This is a genomic window from Massilia sp. ZL223 (genome assembly GCF_018119395.1).
Taxonomy (GTDB): domain Bacteria; phylum Pseudomonadota; class Gammaproteobacteria; order Burkholderiales; family Burkholderiaceae_D; genus Telluria.
The window spans coordinates 42,241-61,089 of the sequence record NZ_JAGPWD010000004.1 but is presented as its reverse complement, the minus strand read 5'-3'; the positions used below and the strand labels follow the sequence as shown (position 1 = coordinate 61,089).

The window sequence follows — 18,849 nt, the reverse complement described above, 5'->3', positions numbered from 1 at the left end:
TTGGTAAGCGTCCATGAAGATCGACCGCCGCGGCTTCGGCGCCCTTGTCGCAGCCACCTTGTCCGCTACGCTACCTGGCGCTGCTTACGCCGCTCGCCGCCGCTCGCCCCATCGCCCCATGAAACAGCTCATCAAACCCCCACGCCTGCGCCAGGGCGATGTCGTCGGCCTGATCGCCCCGGGCGGCTACACCAACGACCGCTCCATCGAGAAAGCCGTGCGCAACATCGAATCGCTCGGCTTCAGGGTCAAGACCGGCGCCTACCTGCGCTCGGTATTCGGCAACTACGCCGGCTCCGTGCAACAGCGCCTGGCCGACCTGCACGCCATGTTCGCCGATCCTGAGGTGAAAGCCATCTGGCCGATCCGCGGCGGCTCCGGCTGCATCTCGCTGCTGGCCGGCCTCGACTACGAACTGATCCGCAAGAACCCGAAAGTCCTGCTCGGCTACTCCGACATCACGGCCCTGCACCTGGCCATCACCAAGCGCACCGGCCTGGTGACTTTCCACGGACCCGTGGCTTCGTCGACGATGTCGGATTACTCGCGCGAGCACATGATGGCCGTGCTCACCGATCCGCAGCCCACCTACACGATCCCGATGGCGGAGGAGAACGCCAGGCGCGCGCTGAGCGAGCCGCACTACGGCATCCGCACCGTGACCGCCGGCGTGGCTACCGGGCCGCTCATGGGCGGCAACCTGTCGCTGGTGGCGGCCCTGGCGGGCACGCCCTATGCGTGCGATTACCGCGACTGCATCTTGTTCCTGGAAGAGGTCAACGAAGCGCCCTACCGCATCGACCGCTGGATGACCCAGCTCGACCTGGCGCTCGGCTTCGACAAGGCGGCCGCCCTGATGATCGGCATCTGCGACAACTGCGGCCCCGACCATGAGGAGATTTCGCTGACGCTCGACCAGACGCTCGACCTGCACCTCAAGCCCCTGGTCGTCCCGGCCGTGAGCGGCTACTCGATCGGCCATATCCGCAACCAGTTCACCCTGCCGATGGGCGTCAGGGCTAGCCTCGACACCGGGCGGCAGACCCTGACCCTGCTCGAAGCCGCTGTGTCCTGAACCGGAGGATCACTCCGCGTTCAGATTCAGGTTGATCGGATAGATCATCTCGCAAGCCTGCCCGCGGCACAGGGCTGGCTTGAAGCGCTTGGAGAGCGCGACCACCGACAGCGCGCGATTCAGGTCGGCGATCGTCACCCCGACCGTCTGGGCCTTGGTCGGCGCGCCCTTGGCGTCGACGGTGATGTAGAGCGCCACGTTGCCCTTGAAGTTGGGGAACAGGCCGGAGACCTTGGATACTTCTTCGAGGAAGACGCGCGAGCCTTTGAGCGGATAAGGAGGCTCGTCTCCCGGTTCCAGCGCCGGATAGGAGGCCCTGACCAGGTCTTGCTGGCCCGGCGTCAGGTCTTCCCATTTCGCCGCCGGGGGAAGGTAGGTATACGCCATTTCGTCGCTCAGTTTCGAGCCGGTGGCCGCATTGGCGCGTTTCATGCTGAAGCGGGCCGCTTCCTCTTTGATGAGGGGCTTGGCGTTCACCGGACGGCCGTCCAGGAAATCGCCTTCGTAGACGTGGCCGTTGCCCGCGTAGACGATCTTGCCCCTGCCGTTGAACTGATCGTTGTACCAGCTGCCATCGTAGCTGCCGCCAAGAGCGAAAGTGGCCTTGCCCTTGCCGGAGCGTTCGCCGTCCTTCCAGTCGCCGTCGTAGCGCGAACCGTCCGGGTCGACCATCGTGCCCTTTCCTTCGCGGCGTCCGTTAACCACGCCGCCTTCGTACTGGTAGCCGCCGCTGGTCCTGAAATAGCCGGCGCCGTGCGGCACGCCGTTGCGGAAAGTGCCGATGTAGGTGCCGCCCTTGCTGGTCCGGGTGGCTTCGCCGCTGATCTCGCCGCGCGCCAGGGCGCCCTCGATCTTCCACGGGCTGCGGTCCTCGCCGGACTTCCATTCCAGCGTGCCTTTACCTTCTGCGTAACCGTCCTTGCAGGCGCCGCTCCAGGCGATCTTGCCCTCGGCGGGCGCGGGCGTTACTTGCGCGATGCGGCAATCCGCGGCGCCGAGATAAGCGGGAGCTTCGTCCGCCTGGGCGGTGGCTGCAAAGGCGAGGCTGGACAGGAAGAGCGCGGAGGAAGGTTTCATGGCAAAAAATGCATTATAGGAACAAAGGCCAGTATAGGTGGCCGTTATGTTCACTTCAATGCATTGGGCATGATCCGCGTCAAAAGCCGATCACTGATGGCTGGTCACAACGCTCGTGCGATCAGGATCTTCTGGATGTCGCTGGTGCCTTCGTAGATCTGGCACACGCGCACGTCGCGGTAGATGCGCTCGATCGGGAAGTCGGCCACGTAGCCGTAGCCGCCGAACACCTGCATCGCGTCCGACACCACGCGCTCGGCCATCTCGGAGGCGAACAGCTTGGCCATCGCGGCTTCCTTCAGGCAGGGCAGGCCGGCGTCCTTCATCGAGGCGGCGTGCAGGATGAGCTGGCGCGCGGCCTCGATCTTCATCGCCATCTCGGCCAGGCGGAACTGCACCGACTGGTGTTCGAAGATCGGCTTGCCGAAGCTCTCGCGCTCCTTGGCGTAGGCCAGGGCCGCCTCGTAGGCCGCGCGCGCCATGCCGACCGACTGCGAGGCGATGCCGATGCGGCCGCCCTCCAGGCCGGACAGGGCGATCTTGTAGCCCATGCCTTCCTCGCCGATCAGGTTCTCGGCCGGGACACGGCAGTTTTCGAACACGATCTGCGCCGTGTCCGACGAATGCTGGCCCATCTTGTGCTCGATGCCGGCCACGGTGTAGCCCGGGGTATTGGTCGGCACCCAGAAGGCGCTGATGCCCTTCTTGCCGGCGGCCTTGCTTGTTACGGCCATGACGATGGCCACATCGCCGTGCTTGCCGCTGGTGATGAATTGCTTGGTGCCGTTGATGACGTACTCGTTGCCCTCGCGGACCGCGGTGGTGCGCAGCGCGGCCGCGTCGCTGCCGGTATGCGGCTCGGTCAGGGCGAAGGCGCCCAGCATCTCGCCTTGCGCCAGCGGGCGCAGGAAGCGTGCTTTTTGCTCTTCGTTCGCATACATCATGGCGATGCTGCAGACCGGGCAGTTGTTCACCGAGATGATGGTCGAGGTGCCGCCGTCGCCGGCCGCGATTTCTTCCAGCACCAGGGCCAGCGCCACGTAGTCCAGGCCCGCGCCGCCGTACTGCTCCGGCACCGCCACGCCGAAGGCGCCCAGCTGGGCCAGCTCCTTCAGTTCGTCCTTGGGGAAGTAATGCTCGCGGTCCCAGCGGGCGGCGTTGGGGGCCAGGCGCTCCTGCGCATAGCTGCGCAGGGCGTCGCGGATCATCTGGTGTTCTTCGTTCAGAATCATGGTGTCTCGTTCGTTGTTATATGCGTTGTACTGCGGTTACCACGGGATCGGCGTGCCGTCGTGGTCGAGGAAGGCGCCGTTGGACGAGGCATCCACCCTGGCCAGCGTGGCGCGCAGGTCACGCACGCTTTCCTCGGGGGTGAGCGGGGCGCCTTCGCCGCCCATGTCGGTCTGCACCCAGCCCGGGTGGAAGGACAGGCAGGTCACGCCCTGCGGTCTCCAGGTGATGGCCGCATCGGCCAGCACGGAATTGAGCGCGGCCTTGCTGGCGCGGTAGAGCGTGCCTTCGGTGCTGTGGCGTGCCCCGATCGAGCCCATCTTCGAGGACAGCACGGCCAGCTTGCCTTGCGTTGCGGCCAGCAGCGGCGCCACGATCGGGATCAGGCGCATCGCCGCCAGCACGTTGGTGTGCATGACGCTGTCGAATTCCTGCTGGGTCGGGAAGCCCGAATGGACCGGGCCGTAGACGCCGGCCACCAGCCAGGCGGTGTCGATCTTTTCGTCGTCCAGCCGCCAGCCCAGGGCGGCGATGGAGTCGGCGTTGGTGACGTCGAGCGGGTGGGCTTCCGCGCCCAGCCGCACGAGCGCGTCGCAGTCTTCCTGCTTGCGGGCGGTGGCGATCACGCGCCAGCCGTCCTGCTTGTACTGGCGCACCATCTCGCGGCCGATGCCGCGCGAAGCGCCGAGGATCAATGCGGTAGGCATGGCAGACTCCCTGGATAACACTGCTGTTGCTTGAATGCGCCGGCGGCAAGCCGCCAGCGCTACGCACTACGCTTAAACCAGCTCGACCGCCATCGCGGTGGCTTCGCCGCCGCCGATGCACAGCGAGGCCACGCCGCGCTTGCCGCCGGTGCGCTTCAGCGCGCCCAGCAGGGTGACGATGATGCGCGCGCCCGAGGCGCCGATCGGGTGGCCCAGCGCGCAGGCGCCGCCGTGGATGTTGACCTTGCTGTGCGGGATGTCGAGGTCGCGCATGGCGGCCATCGGCACCGCGGCGAAGGCTTCGTTGATCTCGAACAGGTCGACGTCGCGCGGAGTCCAGCCGGTCTTCTTGAACAGCTTCTGCATCGCGCCGATCGGGGCGGTGGTGAACAGGTTCGGTTCCTGGGCGTGGGTGGCGTGGCCGATCACGCGGGCGATCGGGGTCAGGCCCAGTTCCTTGGCCTTCGATTCGCGCATCATCACCAGGGCCGCGGCGCCATCGTTGATCGACGAGGACGAAGCGGCGGTCACGGTGCCGTCCTTCTTGAATGCCGGCTTGAGCGACGGGATCTTGTCGACCTTGGCCTTCATCGGGCCTTCATCCTTCTCGACCACCAGTTCGCCGGTGCGGGTGGCCACGGAGACCGGCGCCACTTCCCAGGCGAACCAGCCTTCGTTGTTGGCAGCTTGCGCGCGCTTGACCGATTCGATCGCGAAGTTGTCCTGCTCTTCGCGCGAGAACTGGTAGGTGGCCACGCACTCTTCCGCGAAGGTGCCCATCGAACGGCCTTCGCCGGTCTTCTCGTTGCGCGAGTAGGCGTCTTCCAGGCCGTCGAGCATCATGTGGTCGAACATCGGCGCGTGGCCGATGCGGTAGCCGCCGCGCGCCTTCGGGATCAGGTAGGGTGCGTTGGTCATCGATTCCATGCCGCCCGCGACGACGATGTCGGCGCTGCCGGCGACCAGCTGGTCGTGGGCGAAGATCGCGGCCTGCATGGCCGAGCCGCACATCTTGGACAGGGTCACGGCGCCGGTCGACAGCGGCAGGCCGCCCTTGATCAGGGCCTGGCGCGCCGGGGCCTGGCCCTGGCCCGCCATCAGGCAGTTACCGAAATAGACGTGTTCCACGGCTTCCGGCGCCACGCCGGCACGCTCCACCGCGGCCTTGATCGCCACCGCGCCGAGGTCGCTCGCCGTTTTCGAGGAAAAATCGCCCTGGAAGGCGCCCATCGGGGTACGGGCGGCGCCAACGATAACGACTGGATCATTCATTGTGTAGGTTCTCCAAATAGAGTGGCGTCGATGCCACGGTGGGGGTTGCTTGGTGACAGAAACGAATCTGCTGCGGGTAAGGGAAGACGTCGTCGACGACGCCTTCCAGGATGCGGTCCTTGTGGGATTGCCAATAGTCGCGGGTCAAAAGATCCGCGTGATGTTGCATGAAATGGCGGCGGATGGCCGGATTTCCAAGCAGGAAGCGGCCAAATTGTTCCGGAAACACGTCGTGCTTGCCGATCGGGTACCAGGGTTCCGAAGCCATCTCGTCCTCTTCGTTGCGCGCGGCCGGGATGTCGCGGAAATTGCAGTCGGTGAGGTATTCGATCTCGTCGTAGTCGTAGAACACGACGCGGCCATGGCGGGTGACGCCGAAGTTCTTGTACAGCATATCGCCAGGGAAGATATTCGCGGCGACCAGGTCCTTGATGGCATTGCCGTATTCGACGATGCCGTGCTCCACAAGCTCCGGCTTGCCCTGCTCCTGGGCCTCGGACAGGAAGATATTCAGCGGCACCATGCGGCGCTCGATGTAGAGGTGGCGGATGACGATGCATTCGCCCTCGATCTCGACCAGCGAGGGTGCGTATTTCTGCAGCTCGCCGACCAGCTCTTCGGAAAAGCGCGCCAGCGGGAAGGCCACGTTCGAGTATTCGAGAGTGTCGGCCATGCGGCCCACGCGGTCGTGGTACTTCACCAGCAGGTATTTTTCCTTGACCTGGGCGCGCGTGGTTTCCTTGGGCGGCGGATAGAAGTCCTTGATCACCTTGAACACATACGGGAAGGACGGCAGCTCGAACACCAGCATCACCAGGCCGCGGATGCCGGGGGCGATGCGGAAATAGTCCGAGCTGTGCTTCAGGTGCTGCAGGAAGTCGCGGTAGAACAGGGCCTTGCCCTGCTTTTGCAGGCCCAGCACGGTGTAGATCTCGCTCCTGGCCTTGCGCGGCATGCAGCTGCGCAGGAAGGTCACGTAGGCCGAGGGCACTTCCATGTCCACCGAGAAGTAGGCGCGCGTGAACGAGAACAGGATGATGATCTGTTCCTGGTCGGTCAGCACGGTGTCGAGCACCAGCTGCCCCTTGCGGTTGTGCAGCACCGGGATCACGAAGGGATACTCGCGCGCGCCGTTGATGGCGCGGCCGACGATGTAGGCGCCCTTGTTGCGGAAGAACAGGCTGGAGAGCACCTGGAACTGCTGGTTCGATTCGCGCTTGCCGAGGCCGAAGGCGGCGTTCATGCGCTCTTCGACCAGCTGGACGTCGCGGTTGAGGTCGGCGAAGGGGGCGTCGAGCTGGAAGTTGGTGACGATGCGCCTGAGCGCGACACGCGGGCCGTCCGCGGCCGGGTAGTAGACGCGGTAGGTGGGCTGCGGTTCGTCGGTGTCGATGTACTCGGTCGAGACCACCGGCCGCACGAAGATGTAATCGTTGTGGTAGTAGGTGCGGTGCAGGATATGGCAGCTGACCGAGTTGAAGAAGGTCTCGGCCAGTTCCGGCTGCTTGTGGCCGGCGAGCAGGCCGATGTAGTGCAGCTTGATTTCGCGCCAGACGCGGTCGGTCAGGTCCTCGGGGGAGTAGTCGTCCTCGAGGGTGTGCACGCACTCCTGGACGCGCTGGTCGTAGAAGCCGATGCGCTCGCGCGCGGCTTGCTGGGCGGCTTTCCAGTCGGCCTTCTCGAACAGGTGCTTGGCCTGCTGGCTGGCCTGGCGGAACAGGCGGTAGTGCTTGTCGAAGCCGTCCAGGATGGTGCGCGCGATGTCGAATGCGATCTGGGAAGACAGCAGTTTGGGGAACGCAACTTGTGTCATCGTTCGTCTCGCGCGGGTCCGGGAGCGGACATTCTACGGCAACTTGTGCACTGCACAACTATTTGAAAAGATAGTTTGTCCCAGCCCGTCGTTCCGGCGGAGGCCGGAACCCAAGTTTGTTCGCGGATCGATGGCATCGAACGTGATCGGTATGCGTGAAACTTGGATCCCGGCCTTCGCCGGGATGACGGTTTTTAAGCTGGCAAAAGAATATCTATCTTGCCGTGCCAGCTTTATTTACATCGTCTCGCCGAACAGCTCACGGCCGATCAGCATGCGGCGGATTTCGCTGGTGCCCGCGCCGATCTCGTACAGCTTGGCGTCGCGCCACAGGCGGCCGACCGGATACTCATTGATGTAGCCGTTGCCGCCCAGGGTCTGGATCGCTTCGCCCGCCATCCAGGTCGCCTTCTCGGCGCTGTACAGGATCGCGCCGGCGGCGTCCTTGCGCAGGGCGCGCACCGCCGCCGCGTTATCGGCGCGGTCGCAAGCCTGGCCCACGGCGTACACATAAGCGCGGCAAGCCATCATGGTCGAATACATGTCCGCGATCTTGCCCTGCATCAGCTGGAACTCGCCGATCGCCTGGCCGAATTGCTTGCGCTCGTGGATGTAAGGCACCACCACGTCCATGCAGGCCGACATGATGCCCAGCGGACCGCCCGACAGCACGGTGCGCTCGAAGTCCAGGCCCGACATCAGCACGTTCACGCCCTTGCCCACGCCGCCCAGCACGTTCTCGACCGGCACTTCGCAGTCCTGGAACACCAGCTCGCCGGTGTGCGAACCGCGCATGCCCAGCTTGTCCAGCTTCTGGGCGATCGAGAAGCCCTTGAAGCCCTTTTCGATCAGGAAGGCGGTCATGCCGCGCGGGCCGGCTTCCAGGTCGGTCTTGGCGTACACCACCAGGGTGTCGGCGTCCGGGCCGTTGGTGATCCACATCTTGGTGCCGTTCAGGACGTAGCGGTCGCCTTTGAGCTCGGCCTTGAGCTTCATGCTGACCACGTCGGAACCGGCGTTCGGCTCCGACATGGCGAGCGCGCCCACGTGCTCGCCCGAGATCAGCTTGGGCAGGTACTTGCGCTTCTGCTCTTCGTTGCCGTTGCGCTTGATCTGGTTGACGCACAGGTTCGAATGGGCGCCGTAGGACAGGCCGACCGAGGCCGAGGCGCGCGAGATCTCTTCCATGGCGACGATGTGCGCAAGGTAGCCCATGTTGGCGCCGCCGTATTCCTCGCCCACGGTGATGCCCAGCAGGCCCAGTTCGCCCATCTTCTTCCACAGGTCCATCGGGAACTGGTCGGTATGGTCGATCTCGGCGGCGCGCGGTGCGATTTCGGCAGCAGCGAACTGTTGGACTGCTTCGCGCAGCGCGGCGATGTCTTCGCCATGGTCAAAGGTCAAGCCTGGGAGATGCAGCATGTCGTCCTCACGGTGAACGGTGGTTGAGCAGAATAGCGTGAATCATACTCGCCTGTGACGTTAACGTAAACGTCAACTAAGCGACAAAAAAAGGGACCCGCGAGGGTCCGGGCCAGCCTCAGGCAGCGCTCTTGTCTGCCTCATTTTCGCGCAGCAGGCGGCGGCATTCCTCTTCGTGGGCGGTGATTTCCTCCAGCGCCATCTCGATATCGGCCCGCTGCTGCTCGAGCGTCAGGCGCTGCTGGGCCAGCACGCCGAGGAAGCGGTTGATCTGGGCGTGGGTGTCCTTGGGCGACTCGTACATATCGACGATGCTCTTGATCTCGGACAAAGTCAGGCCCAGGCGCTTGCCGCGCAGGGTCAGCTTGAGCCGGGTGCGGTCGCGCGGGGTGTAAACACGGTTGCGTCCGCCCACGCCTTCGCGCATGGGGCTCAGCAGGCCCTGGTCTTCATAGAAACGGATCGCGCGGGCGGTGATGTCGAATTCGCGTGCCAGTTCGGCGATGGTATAAGTAGCCATGGTGTGCGGTGGCGGTCAAAAGGTAGGCAAACACGGAATCGCTTAAAATCTCAAAGCCGTTTTCCGTTTACGTCAACGTCAATCGCATTGTAGCGCGCCCGCCTTCCCACGAATACGAAAGATTTCCATGAACCCGCTCGAGTCCCAGCTCGCCTATCCCTTCGGCGACACCATTCCCACGCCCGGCGTCCTGCACGAGATCGTTCCCGGACTGCGCTGGGCGCGCATGCCCCTGCCTTTCGCGCTCGACCACATCAACCTGTGGCTGCTGGAGGACGAGCACGAGGGACAACAGGGCTGGGCCCTGGTCGACTGCGGCGCCGCTACCGACGCCACCCGCGCCGCCTGGGAACAGGTGCTGGCGGAGGGCCTGGCGGGCGAGCCGCTGGTGCGCGTGTTCGCTACCCATTGCCATCCCGACCACGTCGGCCTGTCCGGCTGGCTGTGCGAGCGTTTCACCGCCCCGTTCTGGACCACCACCGGCGAATTCGCCTTCGCGCGCATGATGGCGGCCGCGCTGCCGGGCGTGGACGGCCCCTCGGCCATTCCCCACTTCGAACGCCACGGCCTGACCGACCCCGCGATGCTGGAGCAGATGCGCAGCCGCCGCAATTACTATCCCTCCCTGGTGCCGGCCGTCCCGGCGTCCTACACCCGCCTGCAGGATGGACAGCAGCTGCGCATCGGCGGCCACAGCTGGCGTGTGATCACCGGCTTCGGCCATTCGCCGGAACATGCCTCGCTGTATTGCGATGCGCTGAAGGTGTTGGTCTCGGGCGACATGGTGCTGCCGCGTATTTCGACCAATGTCTCGGTTTTCGCGGTCGAGCCGGAGGGCAATCCGCTGCAGCTCTACCTCGATTCGCTCGGCAAGTTCGCCGACCTGCCCGAGGACACCCTGGTGCTGCCGGCCCATGGCAAACCCTTCCGCGGCCTGCATACCCGCATCGCACAGTTGCGTGCACACCACGAAGCGCGCCTGGCCGAAGTGGTGGCGGCCTGCGAGGAACCAAAATCGGCGGTCGACATCGTACCCATCATGTTCCGGCGCCAGCTCGACGCCCACCAGCTCAGCTTTGCCTTGGGCGAGGCGCTGGCACATTTACACAAGCTGTGGCGTGATGGTGTCTTGCTGCGTAACAACAACATAGATGGCGTCATACGTTTCCAATGCAACAAGAATAAAATGTAACCGTTGTCCCGCGCGCTTGTAGTCAATACGTCCTCTGTAACGGGCTGCAAATTGTGCGGCATTCTTCGAACATTTCAGTTAGGCTACATTTACGGGAAGGTTTATCCTTCTCCGTGTTGCTACCAGTTATCATTGCAATACCGAAAATTCTCTTAAAAAATCACATCTTTGTTACTTTTTAAGGGTATGATTGCCCCGAGACTTACTCATCAGTAAGAACCGGCCATCCGCTTACGCAACATTAAGTAGTTTTACGATGAATTCGACGAATGAACGGGAGAGCTTCAGCGAGCGACTGCAGCAGGCCCTGAAAAACGCACATTATTCGCCCGACAGCCCAACCCGGCTGGCGCGCGAATTCAATATTCGCTTTGAAGGACGTCCGATCACGGTGCACGCGGCGCGCAAGTGGCTGGTGGGCGAGGCGATTCCGACCCAGGAAAAGCTGCGCATGATCGCCCAGTGGCTGGGTGTGCCGGCCGACTGGCTGCGCTTCGGCGGCGGCGAGCAGGCCGCCAGCACCGAAGCCGGCGGCGGCGGCGCGGCGCGTTTCGAATCGGCCGACGTCAAGCTGATCGCCGACCTGCAGCGCCTGGATGAACACCACCGCCAGCTGGCGCGCGAGTTCATCCGCATGCTGGTGCGCATGCACCATCAAAAGACCGACGGCAAGTAACGTTACTCAATAGACGTTGTCGTAGTGCACTTTTCGTGAAGCCGGGTCCGCACAAATGGGCGAACCTGGTTCATAATCTATTCCAGTGGAAGCGATTCGCCGCCACTGGTCACGTCAAGGAGCAGCAGCCGCATGCGAAATAACTACGCCAACACCGCTCAGCTCAAGGAACTGATGACCGCCCCGCCGATGACGGCGGCGCGCCATGCCGAGGTCATGCGAGAACGCAATGCCCGGCGGCGGAAGCTCGAGGAAGCACAAGAGCTTAAAAAGGCCGACAAGGACCTGTTCGAAGAAAAGCGCTGAGCCGCCCGGGCCAGCCATCCGGATTAGGCGTCCGGCGCAGCCTTCATGCCGCCCCAGCGGGCGGCCTGGGCGTTCTCAAGCCCAAGCAAATCCATCACCCGGTCGACACTGTGCTCGACCATCTCCTCGATCGACACCGGCCTGTGATAAAAACTCGGCAAGGGCGGGAAAATAATGCCGCCCATTTCGGTCACGGCCGTCATGTTGCGCAGGTGGGCCAGGTTGAAGGGCGTTTCGCGCACCATCAGGATCAAGCGGCGGCGCTCCTTCAGCATCACGTCCGCGGCGCGGGTAATGAGGTTGTCGGACAGGCCATGCGCGACCGCGGCCAGGGTCTTCATGGAGCAGGGGGCGACCACCATGCCGTCGGTCTGGAACGAACCGCTGGCGATCGAGGCGCCGATGTCGCGGTTGCGGTGGACGACATGGGCCAGTGCCTCGGCGTCGCGCCGCTGCAGGCCGAGTTCCTGGTGCAGGGTGAGGGTGGCGGCGTCGGAGACGACCAGGTGGCTCTCGACGCCTGGCGTGGCGTGCAGCCGCCGCAGCAGCTGCACGCCGTAGGTTGCGCCGGTGGCGCCGGTAATGGCGACCGTTATCCGGCGCGGGCGATCAGCCATTCTTCAGCAGGGTTTGCAGTTCGCCCGATTCGTACATCTCGTTCATGATGTCCGAGCCGCCGATGAATTCGCCGCGCACGTAGAGCTGCGGGATGGTCGGCCAGTTCGAGTAGTCCTTGATGCCCTGGCGGACTTCCGCGTCTTCCAGCACGTTGACGGTGGCGATGTTGTCCACGCCGCATGCCTTCAGGATCTGGATGGCGCGGCCGGAAAAGCCGCACTGCGGGAACTGGGCGGTGCCCTTCATGAACAGCACGACCGGGGTGTTGGTCACGGTTTCTTTGATCCAGGTTTGTACGTCGCTCATTTGTTCTGCCTTTGGGTGGAGGGGTTGATGGCGACATTTTATAAGAATTCGACCTGGAGGGCATAAGCCCGCCAGGTCACCCGGTGACGCCGGCTGACGCCGCCCCATGCTTGCTGTATGATCGCCCGGTTTGAAAGCCGACCGGAGCCGACCCATGCAACAACCCCCCAACCGCGGGCCCTCGACGGGCATGAACCTCGTCATCGCCGTCCTGCTCGGCATCCCCGGCATCATCAACATCGTCGGCGGCGTGACGCACCAGAGCGTCGGCGGCATCGTGGCCGGCATCGCTGCCCTGGCGTATGCCACCCTGCTGGTGCGCGACGCGCTGCATGTGAAGAAGACCGGCCGTCCGGCCATGCCGCAGAAGCAGATGCTGCTGCTCGGCTTCGCCTGCCTGTCGATCTACCTGATCGGCGTCTTCCTCAAGTAATCACAGCCAGCGGCCGAGACAGGCCGACACCTGGCTGCCCACGTACTTGCCGTAGGCCGGCACCGGCACGTAGCCGTTGCGGCGATAGAAATCCATGGCGCGCCGATTGACGCGCCGGGTCGACAGCCATACCTCGGTGTAGCCGAAGATCACGGCATGCCATTCCAGCGCCGCCAGGATATGCTTGCCCGCGTCGCTGCCGGGCCGCGCATACATGCGCTTGAGTTCCGCCACGTCGTCCTGCAGCGGCCGCAGGGCGCCGCAGCCCACCGCATTGCCCTGATCGTCGCGTGCGATCAGGAAGACCGCGCGCGGGCCGCGCACGTCCTGCGGATCGAAGGATGCGGCGCCGCTGTCGCCGGTGATCGCGCTCAGCGCAGCGCCCAGTTCCGCGAGCAGCACCAGGGCGTCGGGGCTGTCGGGATCGGCGCTGCCGAGCGTGATCATGGCCTGCTCCTTATTTACGCAGCTTGGCGAAAGCCGCCGCCATCGCATTGCCGCTCGGGGGCGCGCTACGCTCCTGGCGCTGCTGATGCTGGGCCAGGCGCTTGCCGTCGTTGCGGTCGGCGCGCTGCTCCGGACGCGAACCCGGCGCCGGCGCGCTGTCGCTCAGGCGCATGGTGAGGGCGATGCGCTTGCGCTTCACGTCCACTTCCAGCACCTTGACCTTCACCACCTGGCCGGCCTTGACCACCGTGTGCGGATCTTTCACGAAGGTGTTCGACAGCGCCGAGATGTGCACCAGGCCGTCCTGGTGCACGCCGATATCCACGAAGGCGCCGAAGGCAGCCACGTTGGTCACCACGCCTTCCAGGATCATGTCCGGACGCAGGTCGGAGAGTTCTTCCACGCCTTCCTTGAAGGTGGCGGTGGTGAATTCCGGACGCGGGTCGCGGCCCGGCTTTTCCAGCTCCTTCAGGATGTCGGTCACGGTCGGCACGCCGAACTTCTCGTCCGCGTACTTGGCCGGGTTCAGGCTCTTGATGAGCGAGCTGTCGCCGATCACCGCCTTCATGTCGCGCTTGATATCGGCCAGGATCTTCTCGACCACCGGATAGGATTCCGGGTGCACGGCCGAGGCGTCCAGCGGGTTCTCGCCGCCCATCACGCGCAGGAAGCCGGCCGCCTGCTCGAAGGTCTTGTCGCCCAGGCGCGGCACCTGCTTCAGGGCCGCGCGCGAGCTGAACGCACCCTTCATGTCGCGGTAGGTGACGATGCTCTGCGCCACGCTGGAGGACAGGCCAGACACGCGCGCCAGCAGCGGCGCCGACGCGGTGTTCACGTCCACGCCGACCGCGTTCACGCAGTCTTCCACCACCGCGTCGAGCGAGCGCGCGAGCTGGGTCTGCGACACGTCGTGCTGGTACTGGCCCACGCCGATCGACTTGGGATCGATCTTCACCAGTTCCGCCAGCGGGTCCTGCAGGCGGCGCGCGATCGAGACCGCGCCGCGCAGCGACACGTCCAGCTCCGGCAGTTCGCGCGAGGCGAATTCCGAAGCCGAGTACACCGAGGCGCCGGCTTCCGACACCACGATCTTGGTCAGCTTGAGCTCGGGGCGCTGTTTGATGAGGTCCTGGGCCAGCTTGTCGGTCTCGCGCGAGGCGGTGCCGTTGCCGATCGAGACCAGGGACACGTTGTGCTTGGCCGCCAGCTGGCCGAGCACGTGCAGGGCGCCGTCCCAGTCGTTGCGCGGCTGGTGCGGATAGACGGTGGCGGTGTCGACCACCTTGCCGGTGGCGTCGACCACGGCCACCTTGACGCCGGTGCGCAGGCCAGGGTCCAGGCCCATGGTGGCGCGCGGACCGGCCGGTGCGGCCAGCAGCAGGGATTTCAGGTTGCGCGCGAAGACCTGGATCGCGTCCAGCTCGGCCTTTTCGCGCAGGGCGCCCATCAATTCGGTCTCGATGTACATGAAGCTCTTCACGCGCCAGGTCCAGCGCGCGGTGTCGAGCAGCCACTTGTCGGCCGGGCGGCCCGCGCCCTTGATGCCGAAGCGCGCCGCGATGCGGCTTTCGCAGGGATTGTGCGGCGCATCCCATTTCGGCTTTTCAAGCTCCGTATCGAGGCGCAGGGTCACGTCCAGCACGCCTTCGCGGCGGCCGCGCATCAGGGCCAGCGCGCGGTGCGAGGGCACGGTGGACAGCGGCTCCGAGTAATCGAAGTAGTCGGCGAACTTCTCGCCTTCGTCTTCCTTGCCGGCGACGACCTTGGACTCGACCACGCCGTGCTCCTGTACATACTCGCGCAGCGACTGCAGCAGCCCGGCATCTTCGGCGAAGCGCTCCATCAGGATCTGGCGCGCGCCGTCCAGCGCGGCCTTGGTGTCCGGCACGCCGGGGTTGGCGCCGCCGTCGGCATTGGTGAATGCTTCGCGCAGGTAGGCGCCGGCGGCTTCCTCGGGATTGAGCGTGGGGTCGGCCAGCAGGCTGTCCGCCAGCGGCGCCAGGCCGGCTTCGATCGCGATCTGGGCCTTGGTGCGGCGCTTCTGCTTGTAGGGCAGGTAGAGGTCTTCCAGGCGGGTCTTGTCTTCGGCGTGGGTGACGGCGTCGAGCAGTTCCGGCGTCATTTTGTTCTGCTCGGTGATCGAGGCGATGATCGCGGCGCGCCGGTCTTCCAGCTCGCGCAGGTAACGCAGGCGCTCTTCCAGGAGGCGCAGCTGGATGTCGTCCAGGCCGCCGGTGGCTTCCTTGCGGTAGCGGGCGATGAAGGGGACGGTGGCGCCTTCATCGAGAAGGGCGACGGCGGCCGTCACCTGGGCAGGTTTGGCGGACAGTTCGAGGGCGAGGCGTTGTTCGATGGATGGCAGCATGATGCAAATGTCAGAAGTCAAGCGGCCAATGATACGCAAACCGGAACGATACACCAGTCTTGACAGCGTCTCGCGAACATGAGAGAACAACCGGTTCTGTATGCGGCATCTGTTACGGCGATGCCGCATGAATGAGAATTGTCCGCTACGTGCGATTCCGAACAAAACGGAAGTGTCCGGATGACGGATAATGTACTTTATTGTCGTTTTGGTTACGCGCAGTTTTACGCACAACGTTAGGTATACGAGACCCCATGCACACAGTCGATTACCCACGCGAGAACGCCGGCGACGCAGCACCGGTCCGCGCTCCCGCAAGAGCTCCCGCCCTGCCCGCGCCGGTGGTGAGCTGGCTGCAACGGGTCGAAGCGGCTGCGCATCCGCAGCCGAAGCTGACCGCCGAGGTCACGGATCCCAAGGCCGCACAGTACAAATTCGTTTACGTGATGGCCCCCACCAGCGGCGGCCGCCATGTCGCCATCTGCCTGTGCAAGGCGCGCCTGCGCCCGAACGGCGACGTGGCCGCGGCCAGCCCGGTGAGCGAGGTGTTCTCGCTGCTGTCGGCGCCGCCCGCCTACCTTGAAGGCGACGACGTCGACCTGGTGCGCTTCTTCATCGCGATGCGCAGCGGCTCCTCGCAGGGCACCAGCGCCACCGAGCCGAAGGGCAAGGTCGGCGCCATCCTGCTGCAGATGCTGCTCGAGCAGGAAAAGCTGCTGTGGGCGAACTCCTGGTCCGACATGGCCAACGGCCTGGTGTATCCGCTGCAGGCGGGCCCGGTGCGCAAGGCCAACCTGGCCTGGCGCGACGAAGGCCGCGTGGCCAAGCTGGGCTGGTCGGTGGAACCGGCCAAGGGCGCCACCCACAGCGCCGCCGACCAGATCGACTACATGCTGCCGACCGACCCGCCGTGGTACATCGACAACCTGTCCTGCGGCGCGCTGGAACTCAACCGCGGCGGGATCGACATTTCGCTGGCCGAGCTGCAGGCGCTGGTGGCCCAGGCCCCGGCCCTCACCGGCAACGACAAGAAGCGCGTCTCGCAGCTGCTGCTGGCGCACGGCCTGCAGCAGCTGATGCCGCTGCCGCAACCGCTCACCCAGCGCCTGCGCAATGATGTAAAACCCATACCGCACCTGCTGCTGGATTCGGTGCAGCTGGCCGACGGCGGCGCGGCGCGCTGGATTGATTTCGCCGTGCTGGCCTACGACTACGACGGCCAGCGCGTGTCCTTCGACCCGTCGCAGCGCGTGGTGCGCCAGATCGGCGACGTCACCGAGATCATCGAGCGCGACCCGAAGGCCGAAAGCGCCGCGCTCACCAGGCTGAACGAACTGGGCTTCCGCAAGCCGGCCACCGCGCCCTTCAACGCCATGGCCGGCGCGCTTCAGCTGGAAAGCCAGGCGCACTGGCTGCGCTTCGCCGAGGGCGACCTGGATGCGCTGTCCGACGCCGGCTGGCATGTGCAGAAGTCCGCCAAGTACCGCTACGACGTGGTGCCGGTCGAGGACTGGTACGCCGACATCGACGAGCCGGAAGAAGCGGGCAATGCCTGGTTCGAGCTGGAGCTGGGCATCGTGGTCAACCGCAAGCGCGTGCCGCTGCTGCCGGTGCTGGTGCAGCTGATCCGCAGCGCGCCGGCCGACTTCGACCCGGCCGTGCTGGCCGCCCATGCGGAAGCCGACCAGATGCTGGCCGTGCTGCCGGACGGCGCCCGCGTGGCGCTGCCCTGGGGGCGCCTGAAGCCCATCCTGTCGACCCTGGGCGAGCTGTATTTCAACGACAAGATCAAGCAGCGCGTGCGCCTGTCCACGCTGGACGCGGCGCGCCTGGAAGAACTGGCGCGCGGCCTGGAACTGAAATGGACCGGCGGCGAGCAGCTGCGCGAGACCGGCCGCAAGCTGAGCCAGTTCGGCTCCGTCAAAAAGGTGCAGGCGCCGAAAGGCTTGCAGGCCACCCTGCGCGACTACCAGCTCGACGGCCTGTCGTGGATGCAGTTCCTGCGCGAGTACGACCTGGGCGGCATCCTGGCCGACGACATGGGTCTCGGTAAAACCGTCCAGACCCTGGCCCACATCCTCACCGAGAAGGAAGCGGGCCGCCTGACCAGCCCGGCCCTGGTGATCGCCCCGACTAGCCTGATGGGCAACTGGCAGGACGAAGCCGCGCGCTTCGCGCCAGACCTCAAGGTGCTGCTCCTGCAGGGCAAGGAGCGGGTCGACCTGTTCGACCAGATCGACCAGGCCGACATCGTGCTGACTACTTATGCGCTGCTGCCGCGCGACGAGGAACAGCTGCGCGAGCACCACTATCACCTGGTGATCCTGGACGAATCGCACTACATCAAGAACACCCGCTCCAAGGCGGCGCAGACGGCCGGCTCGCTGAACGCGCGCCACCGCCTGTGCCTGTCGGGCACCCCGCTCGAGAATCACCTGGGCGAGCTGTGGTCGCAGTTCCACTTCCTGCTGCCCGGCCTGCTGGGCGACGAAAAGACCTTCAACACCCAGTTCCGCCACCCGATCGAGCGCCAGGACGACCCGGTGCGCCGCATGCTGCTGAACCGCCGCATCCGTCCCTTCCTGCTGCGCCGGACCAAGGACAACGTGGCCAAGGAGCTGCCGCAGAAGACCGAGATGGTGCGCCGCATCGAGCTGTCCGGCCCGCAGCGCGACCTGTACGAGGCCGTGCGCCTGGCGATGGACAAGAAGGTGCGCGAGGAGATCGACCGCAAGGGCGTGGCGCGCAGCCAGATCGTGATCCTGGAAGCGCTGCTCAAGCTGCGCCAGGTGTGCTGCGACCCGCGCCTGGTGAAGGCGATGCCGGCCAAGAAGAACACGGCCGCGGTATCGGCCAAGCTGACGGACCTGATGCAGATGGTCGAGGACCTGCTGCAGGAAGGCCGCAAGATCCTGGTGTTCTCGCAGTTCACCAGCATGCTGGGCCTGATCGAGGAAGAACTGGACGCGCGCGACATTCCCTACGCGATCCTGACCGGCGAGACGCGCGACCGCTCGGCCCAGGTGGCTGCCTTCCAGCAGGGCGCGGTGCCGATCTTCCTGATCAGCCTGAAGGCCGGCGGCGTGGGCCTGAACCTGACCGCGGCCGACACCGTGATCCACTACGACCCGTGGTGGAACCCGGCGGCCGAGAACCAGGCCACCGACCGCGCCTGGCGCATCGGGCAGGACAAGCCGGTGTTCGTGTACAAGCTGATCGCCAAGGGTACGCTGGAAGAGAAGATCCAGCAGCTGCAGCAGAAGAAGTCGGAGCTGGCGCAGTCGATCCTGGCGGAAGGCGAATCGCAGAAGATGGCGCTGACGCAGGAGGATCTGCAGGCGATCTTTGCGCCGCTGGACGAGCAGTAAGCGCGGTGATGATAACAATGGC

17 protein-coding genes are annotated in these 18,849 nt (G+C 65.1%); 6 read left to right on the top strand and 11 right to left on the bottom strand.

The window, feature by feature from the left end:
• Window positions 1-118: 118 nt before the first annotated feature.
• A complete protein-coding gene (locus tag KBW95_RS04215) occupies window positions 119-1,075 on the top strand; it encodes an LD-carboxypeptidase (RefSeq protein ID WP_229429542.1) in 957 nt (318 codons plus the stop codon).
• Between the two features lie 9 nt (window positions 1,076-1,084).
• Here the strand turns inward: KBW95_RS04215 and KBW95_RS04210 are convergent, their stop codons facing one another.
• The 7 genes from KBW95_RS04210 to KBW95_RS04180 form a co-directional block, all read right to left on the bottom strand.
• Window positions 1,085-2,152, bottom strand: coding sequence for an MORN repeat-containing protein (locus KBW95_RS04210; protein WP_211522935.1), 1,068 nt, complete (start codon window positions 2,150-2,152; stop codon window positions 1,085-1,087).
• Window positions 2,153-2,256: 104 nt separating this feature from the next.
• A complete protein-coding gene (locus KBW95_RS04205) occupies window positions 2,257-3,384 on the bottom strand; it encodes an acyl-CoA dehydrogenase family protein (protein ID WP_211522934.1) in 1,128 nt (375 codons plus the stop codon).
• A 36-nt stretch (window positions 3,385-3,420) separates the two neighbouring features.
• Entirely contained in the window at window positions 3,421-4,089 is a 669-nt protein-coding gene (locus tag KBW95_RS04200; RefSeq protein ID WP_211522933.1) for an SDR family oxidoreductase, read from the bottom strand.
• Window positions 4,090-4,161: 72 nt separating this feature from the next.
• Window positions 4,162-5,361 (bottom strand): acetyl-CoA C-acyltransferase, encoded by a 1,200-nt coding sequence (locus tag KBW95_RS04195; protein WP_211522932.1) that lies wholly within the window; start codon window positions 5,359-5,361, stop codon window positions 4,162-4,164.
• Window positions 5,354-7,174, bottom strand: coding sequence for a bifunctional isocitrate dehydrogenase kinase/phosphatase (aceK, locus tag KBW95_RS04190; RefSeq protein WP_211527563.1), 1,821 nt, complete (start codon window positions 7,172-7,174; stop codon window positions 5,354-5,356). The genes KBW95_RS04195 and aceK overlap by 8 nt, the downstream gene beginning before the upstream one ends.
• 237 nt (window positions 7,175-7,411) lie before the next feature.
• The gene (locus KBW95_RS04185; protein ID WP_211522930.1) at window positions 7,412-8,596 is read right to left on the bottom strand and encodes an isovaleryl-CoA dehydrogenase; all 1,185 of its coding nucleotides are present in this window, start codon (window positions 8,594-8,596) and stop codon (window positions 7,412-7,414) included.
• Window positions 8,597-8,714: 118 nt separating this feature from the next.
• Complete coding sequence (locus KBW95_RS04180; RefSeq protein ID WP_211522929.1) at window positions 8,715-9,116, bottom strand: MerR family DNA-binding transcriptional regulator; 402 nt, start codon at window positions 9,114-9,116, stop codon at window positions 8,715-8,717.
• A gap of 127 nt (window positions 9,117-9,243) precedes the next feature.
• On the opposite strand from KBW95_RS04180, the gene KBW95_RS04175 reads away from it, so the two are divergent.
• The 3 genes from KBW95_RS04175 (at window position 9,244) to KBW95_RS04165 (ending at window position 11,290) form a co-directional block, all read left to right on the top strand.
• Window positions 9,244-10,308: an MBL fold metallo-hydrolase gene (locus KBW95_RS04175; protein WP_211527562.1), complete on the top strand. Its 1,065-nt coding sequence runs from the start codon at window positions 9,244-9,246 to the stop codon at window positions 10,306-10,308.
• A gap of 256 nt (window positions 10,309-10,564) precedes the next feature.
• Window positions 10,565-10,984 carry a hypothetical protein gene (locus KBW95_RS04170; RefSeq protein ID WP_211527561.1) on the top strand — a complete coding sequence of 140 codons (420 nt, stop codon included), beginning with the start codon at window positions 10,565-10,567 and terminating at the stop codon, window positions 10,982-10,984.
• 132 nt (window positions 10,985-11,116) lie between these two features.
• A complete protein-coding gene (locus KBW95_RS04165; RefSeq protein ID WP_211522926.1) occupies window positions 11,117-11,290 on the top strand; it encodes a hypothetical protein in 174 nt (57 codons plus the stop codon).
• A 23-nt stretch (window positions 11,291-11,313) separates the two neighbouring features.
• Here the strand turns inward: KBW95_RS04165 and KBW95_RS04160 are convergent, their stop codons facing one another.
• Complete coding sequence (locus tag KBW95_RS04160; RefSeq protein ID WP_211522925.1) at window positions 11,314-11,907, bottom strand: UbiX family flavin prenyltransferase; 594 nt, start codon at window positions 11,905-11,907, stop codon at window positions 11,314-11,316.
• Window positions 11,900-12,214 (bottom strand): Grx4 family monothiol glutaredoxin, encoded by a 315-nt coding sequence (gene grxD / locus KBW95_RS04155; RefSeq protein WP_020656899.1) that lies wholly within the window; start codon window positions 12,212-12,214, stop codon window positions 11,900-11,902. The genes KBW95_RS04160 and grxD overlap by 8 nt, the downstream gene beginning before the upstream one ends.
• A 154-nt stretch (window positions 12,215-12,368) precedes the next feature.
• Here grxD and KBW95_RS04150 point away from each other — a divergent pair, with 154 nt between their 5' ends.
• A complete protein-coding gene (locus KBW95_RS04150) occupies window positions 12,369-12,647 on the top strand; it encodes a hypothetical protein (protein WP_211522924.1) in 279 nt (92 codons plus the stop codon).
• Here the strand turns inward: KBW95_RS04150 and KBW95_RS04145 are convergent, their stop codons facing one another.
• Window positions 12,648-13,094 carry a GNAT family N-acetyltransferase gene (locus KBW95_RS04145; protein WP_211522923.1) on the bottom strand — a complete coding sequence of 149 codons (447 nt, stop codon included), beginning with the start codon at window positions 13,092-13,094 and terminating at the stop codon, window positions 12,648-12,650.
• A gap of 10 nt (window positions 13,095-13,104) precedes the next feature.
• On the bottom strand, window positions 13,105-15,459 hold the full coding sequence (locus KBW95_RS04140) for a Tex family protein (RefSeq protein WP_211527560.1): 2,355 nt from the start codon (window positions 15,457-15,459) through the stop codon (window positions 13,105-13,107).
• 254 nt (window positions 15,460-15,713) lie between these two features.
• Between KBW95_RS04140 and KBW95_RS04135 the strand changes: the two genes are divergently transcribed.
• Window positions 15,714-18,827 (top strand): DEAD/DEAH box helicase, encoded by a 3,114-nt coding sequence (locus tag KBW95_RS04135; protein ID WP_211522921.1) that lies wholly within the window; start codon window positions 15,714-15,716, stop codon window positions 18,825-18,827.
• Window positions 18,828-18,849 lie beyond the last annotated feature (22 nt).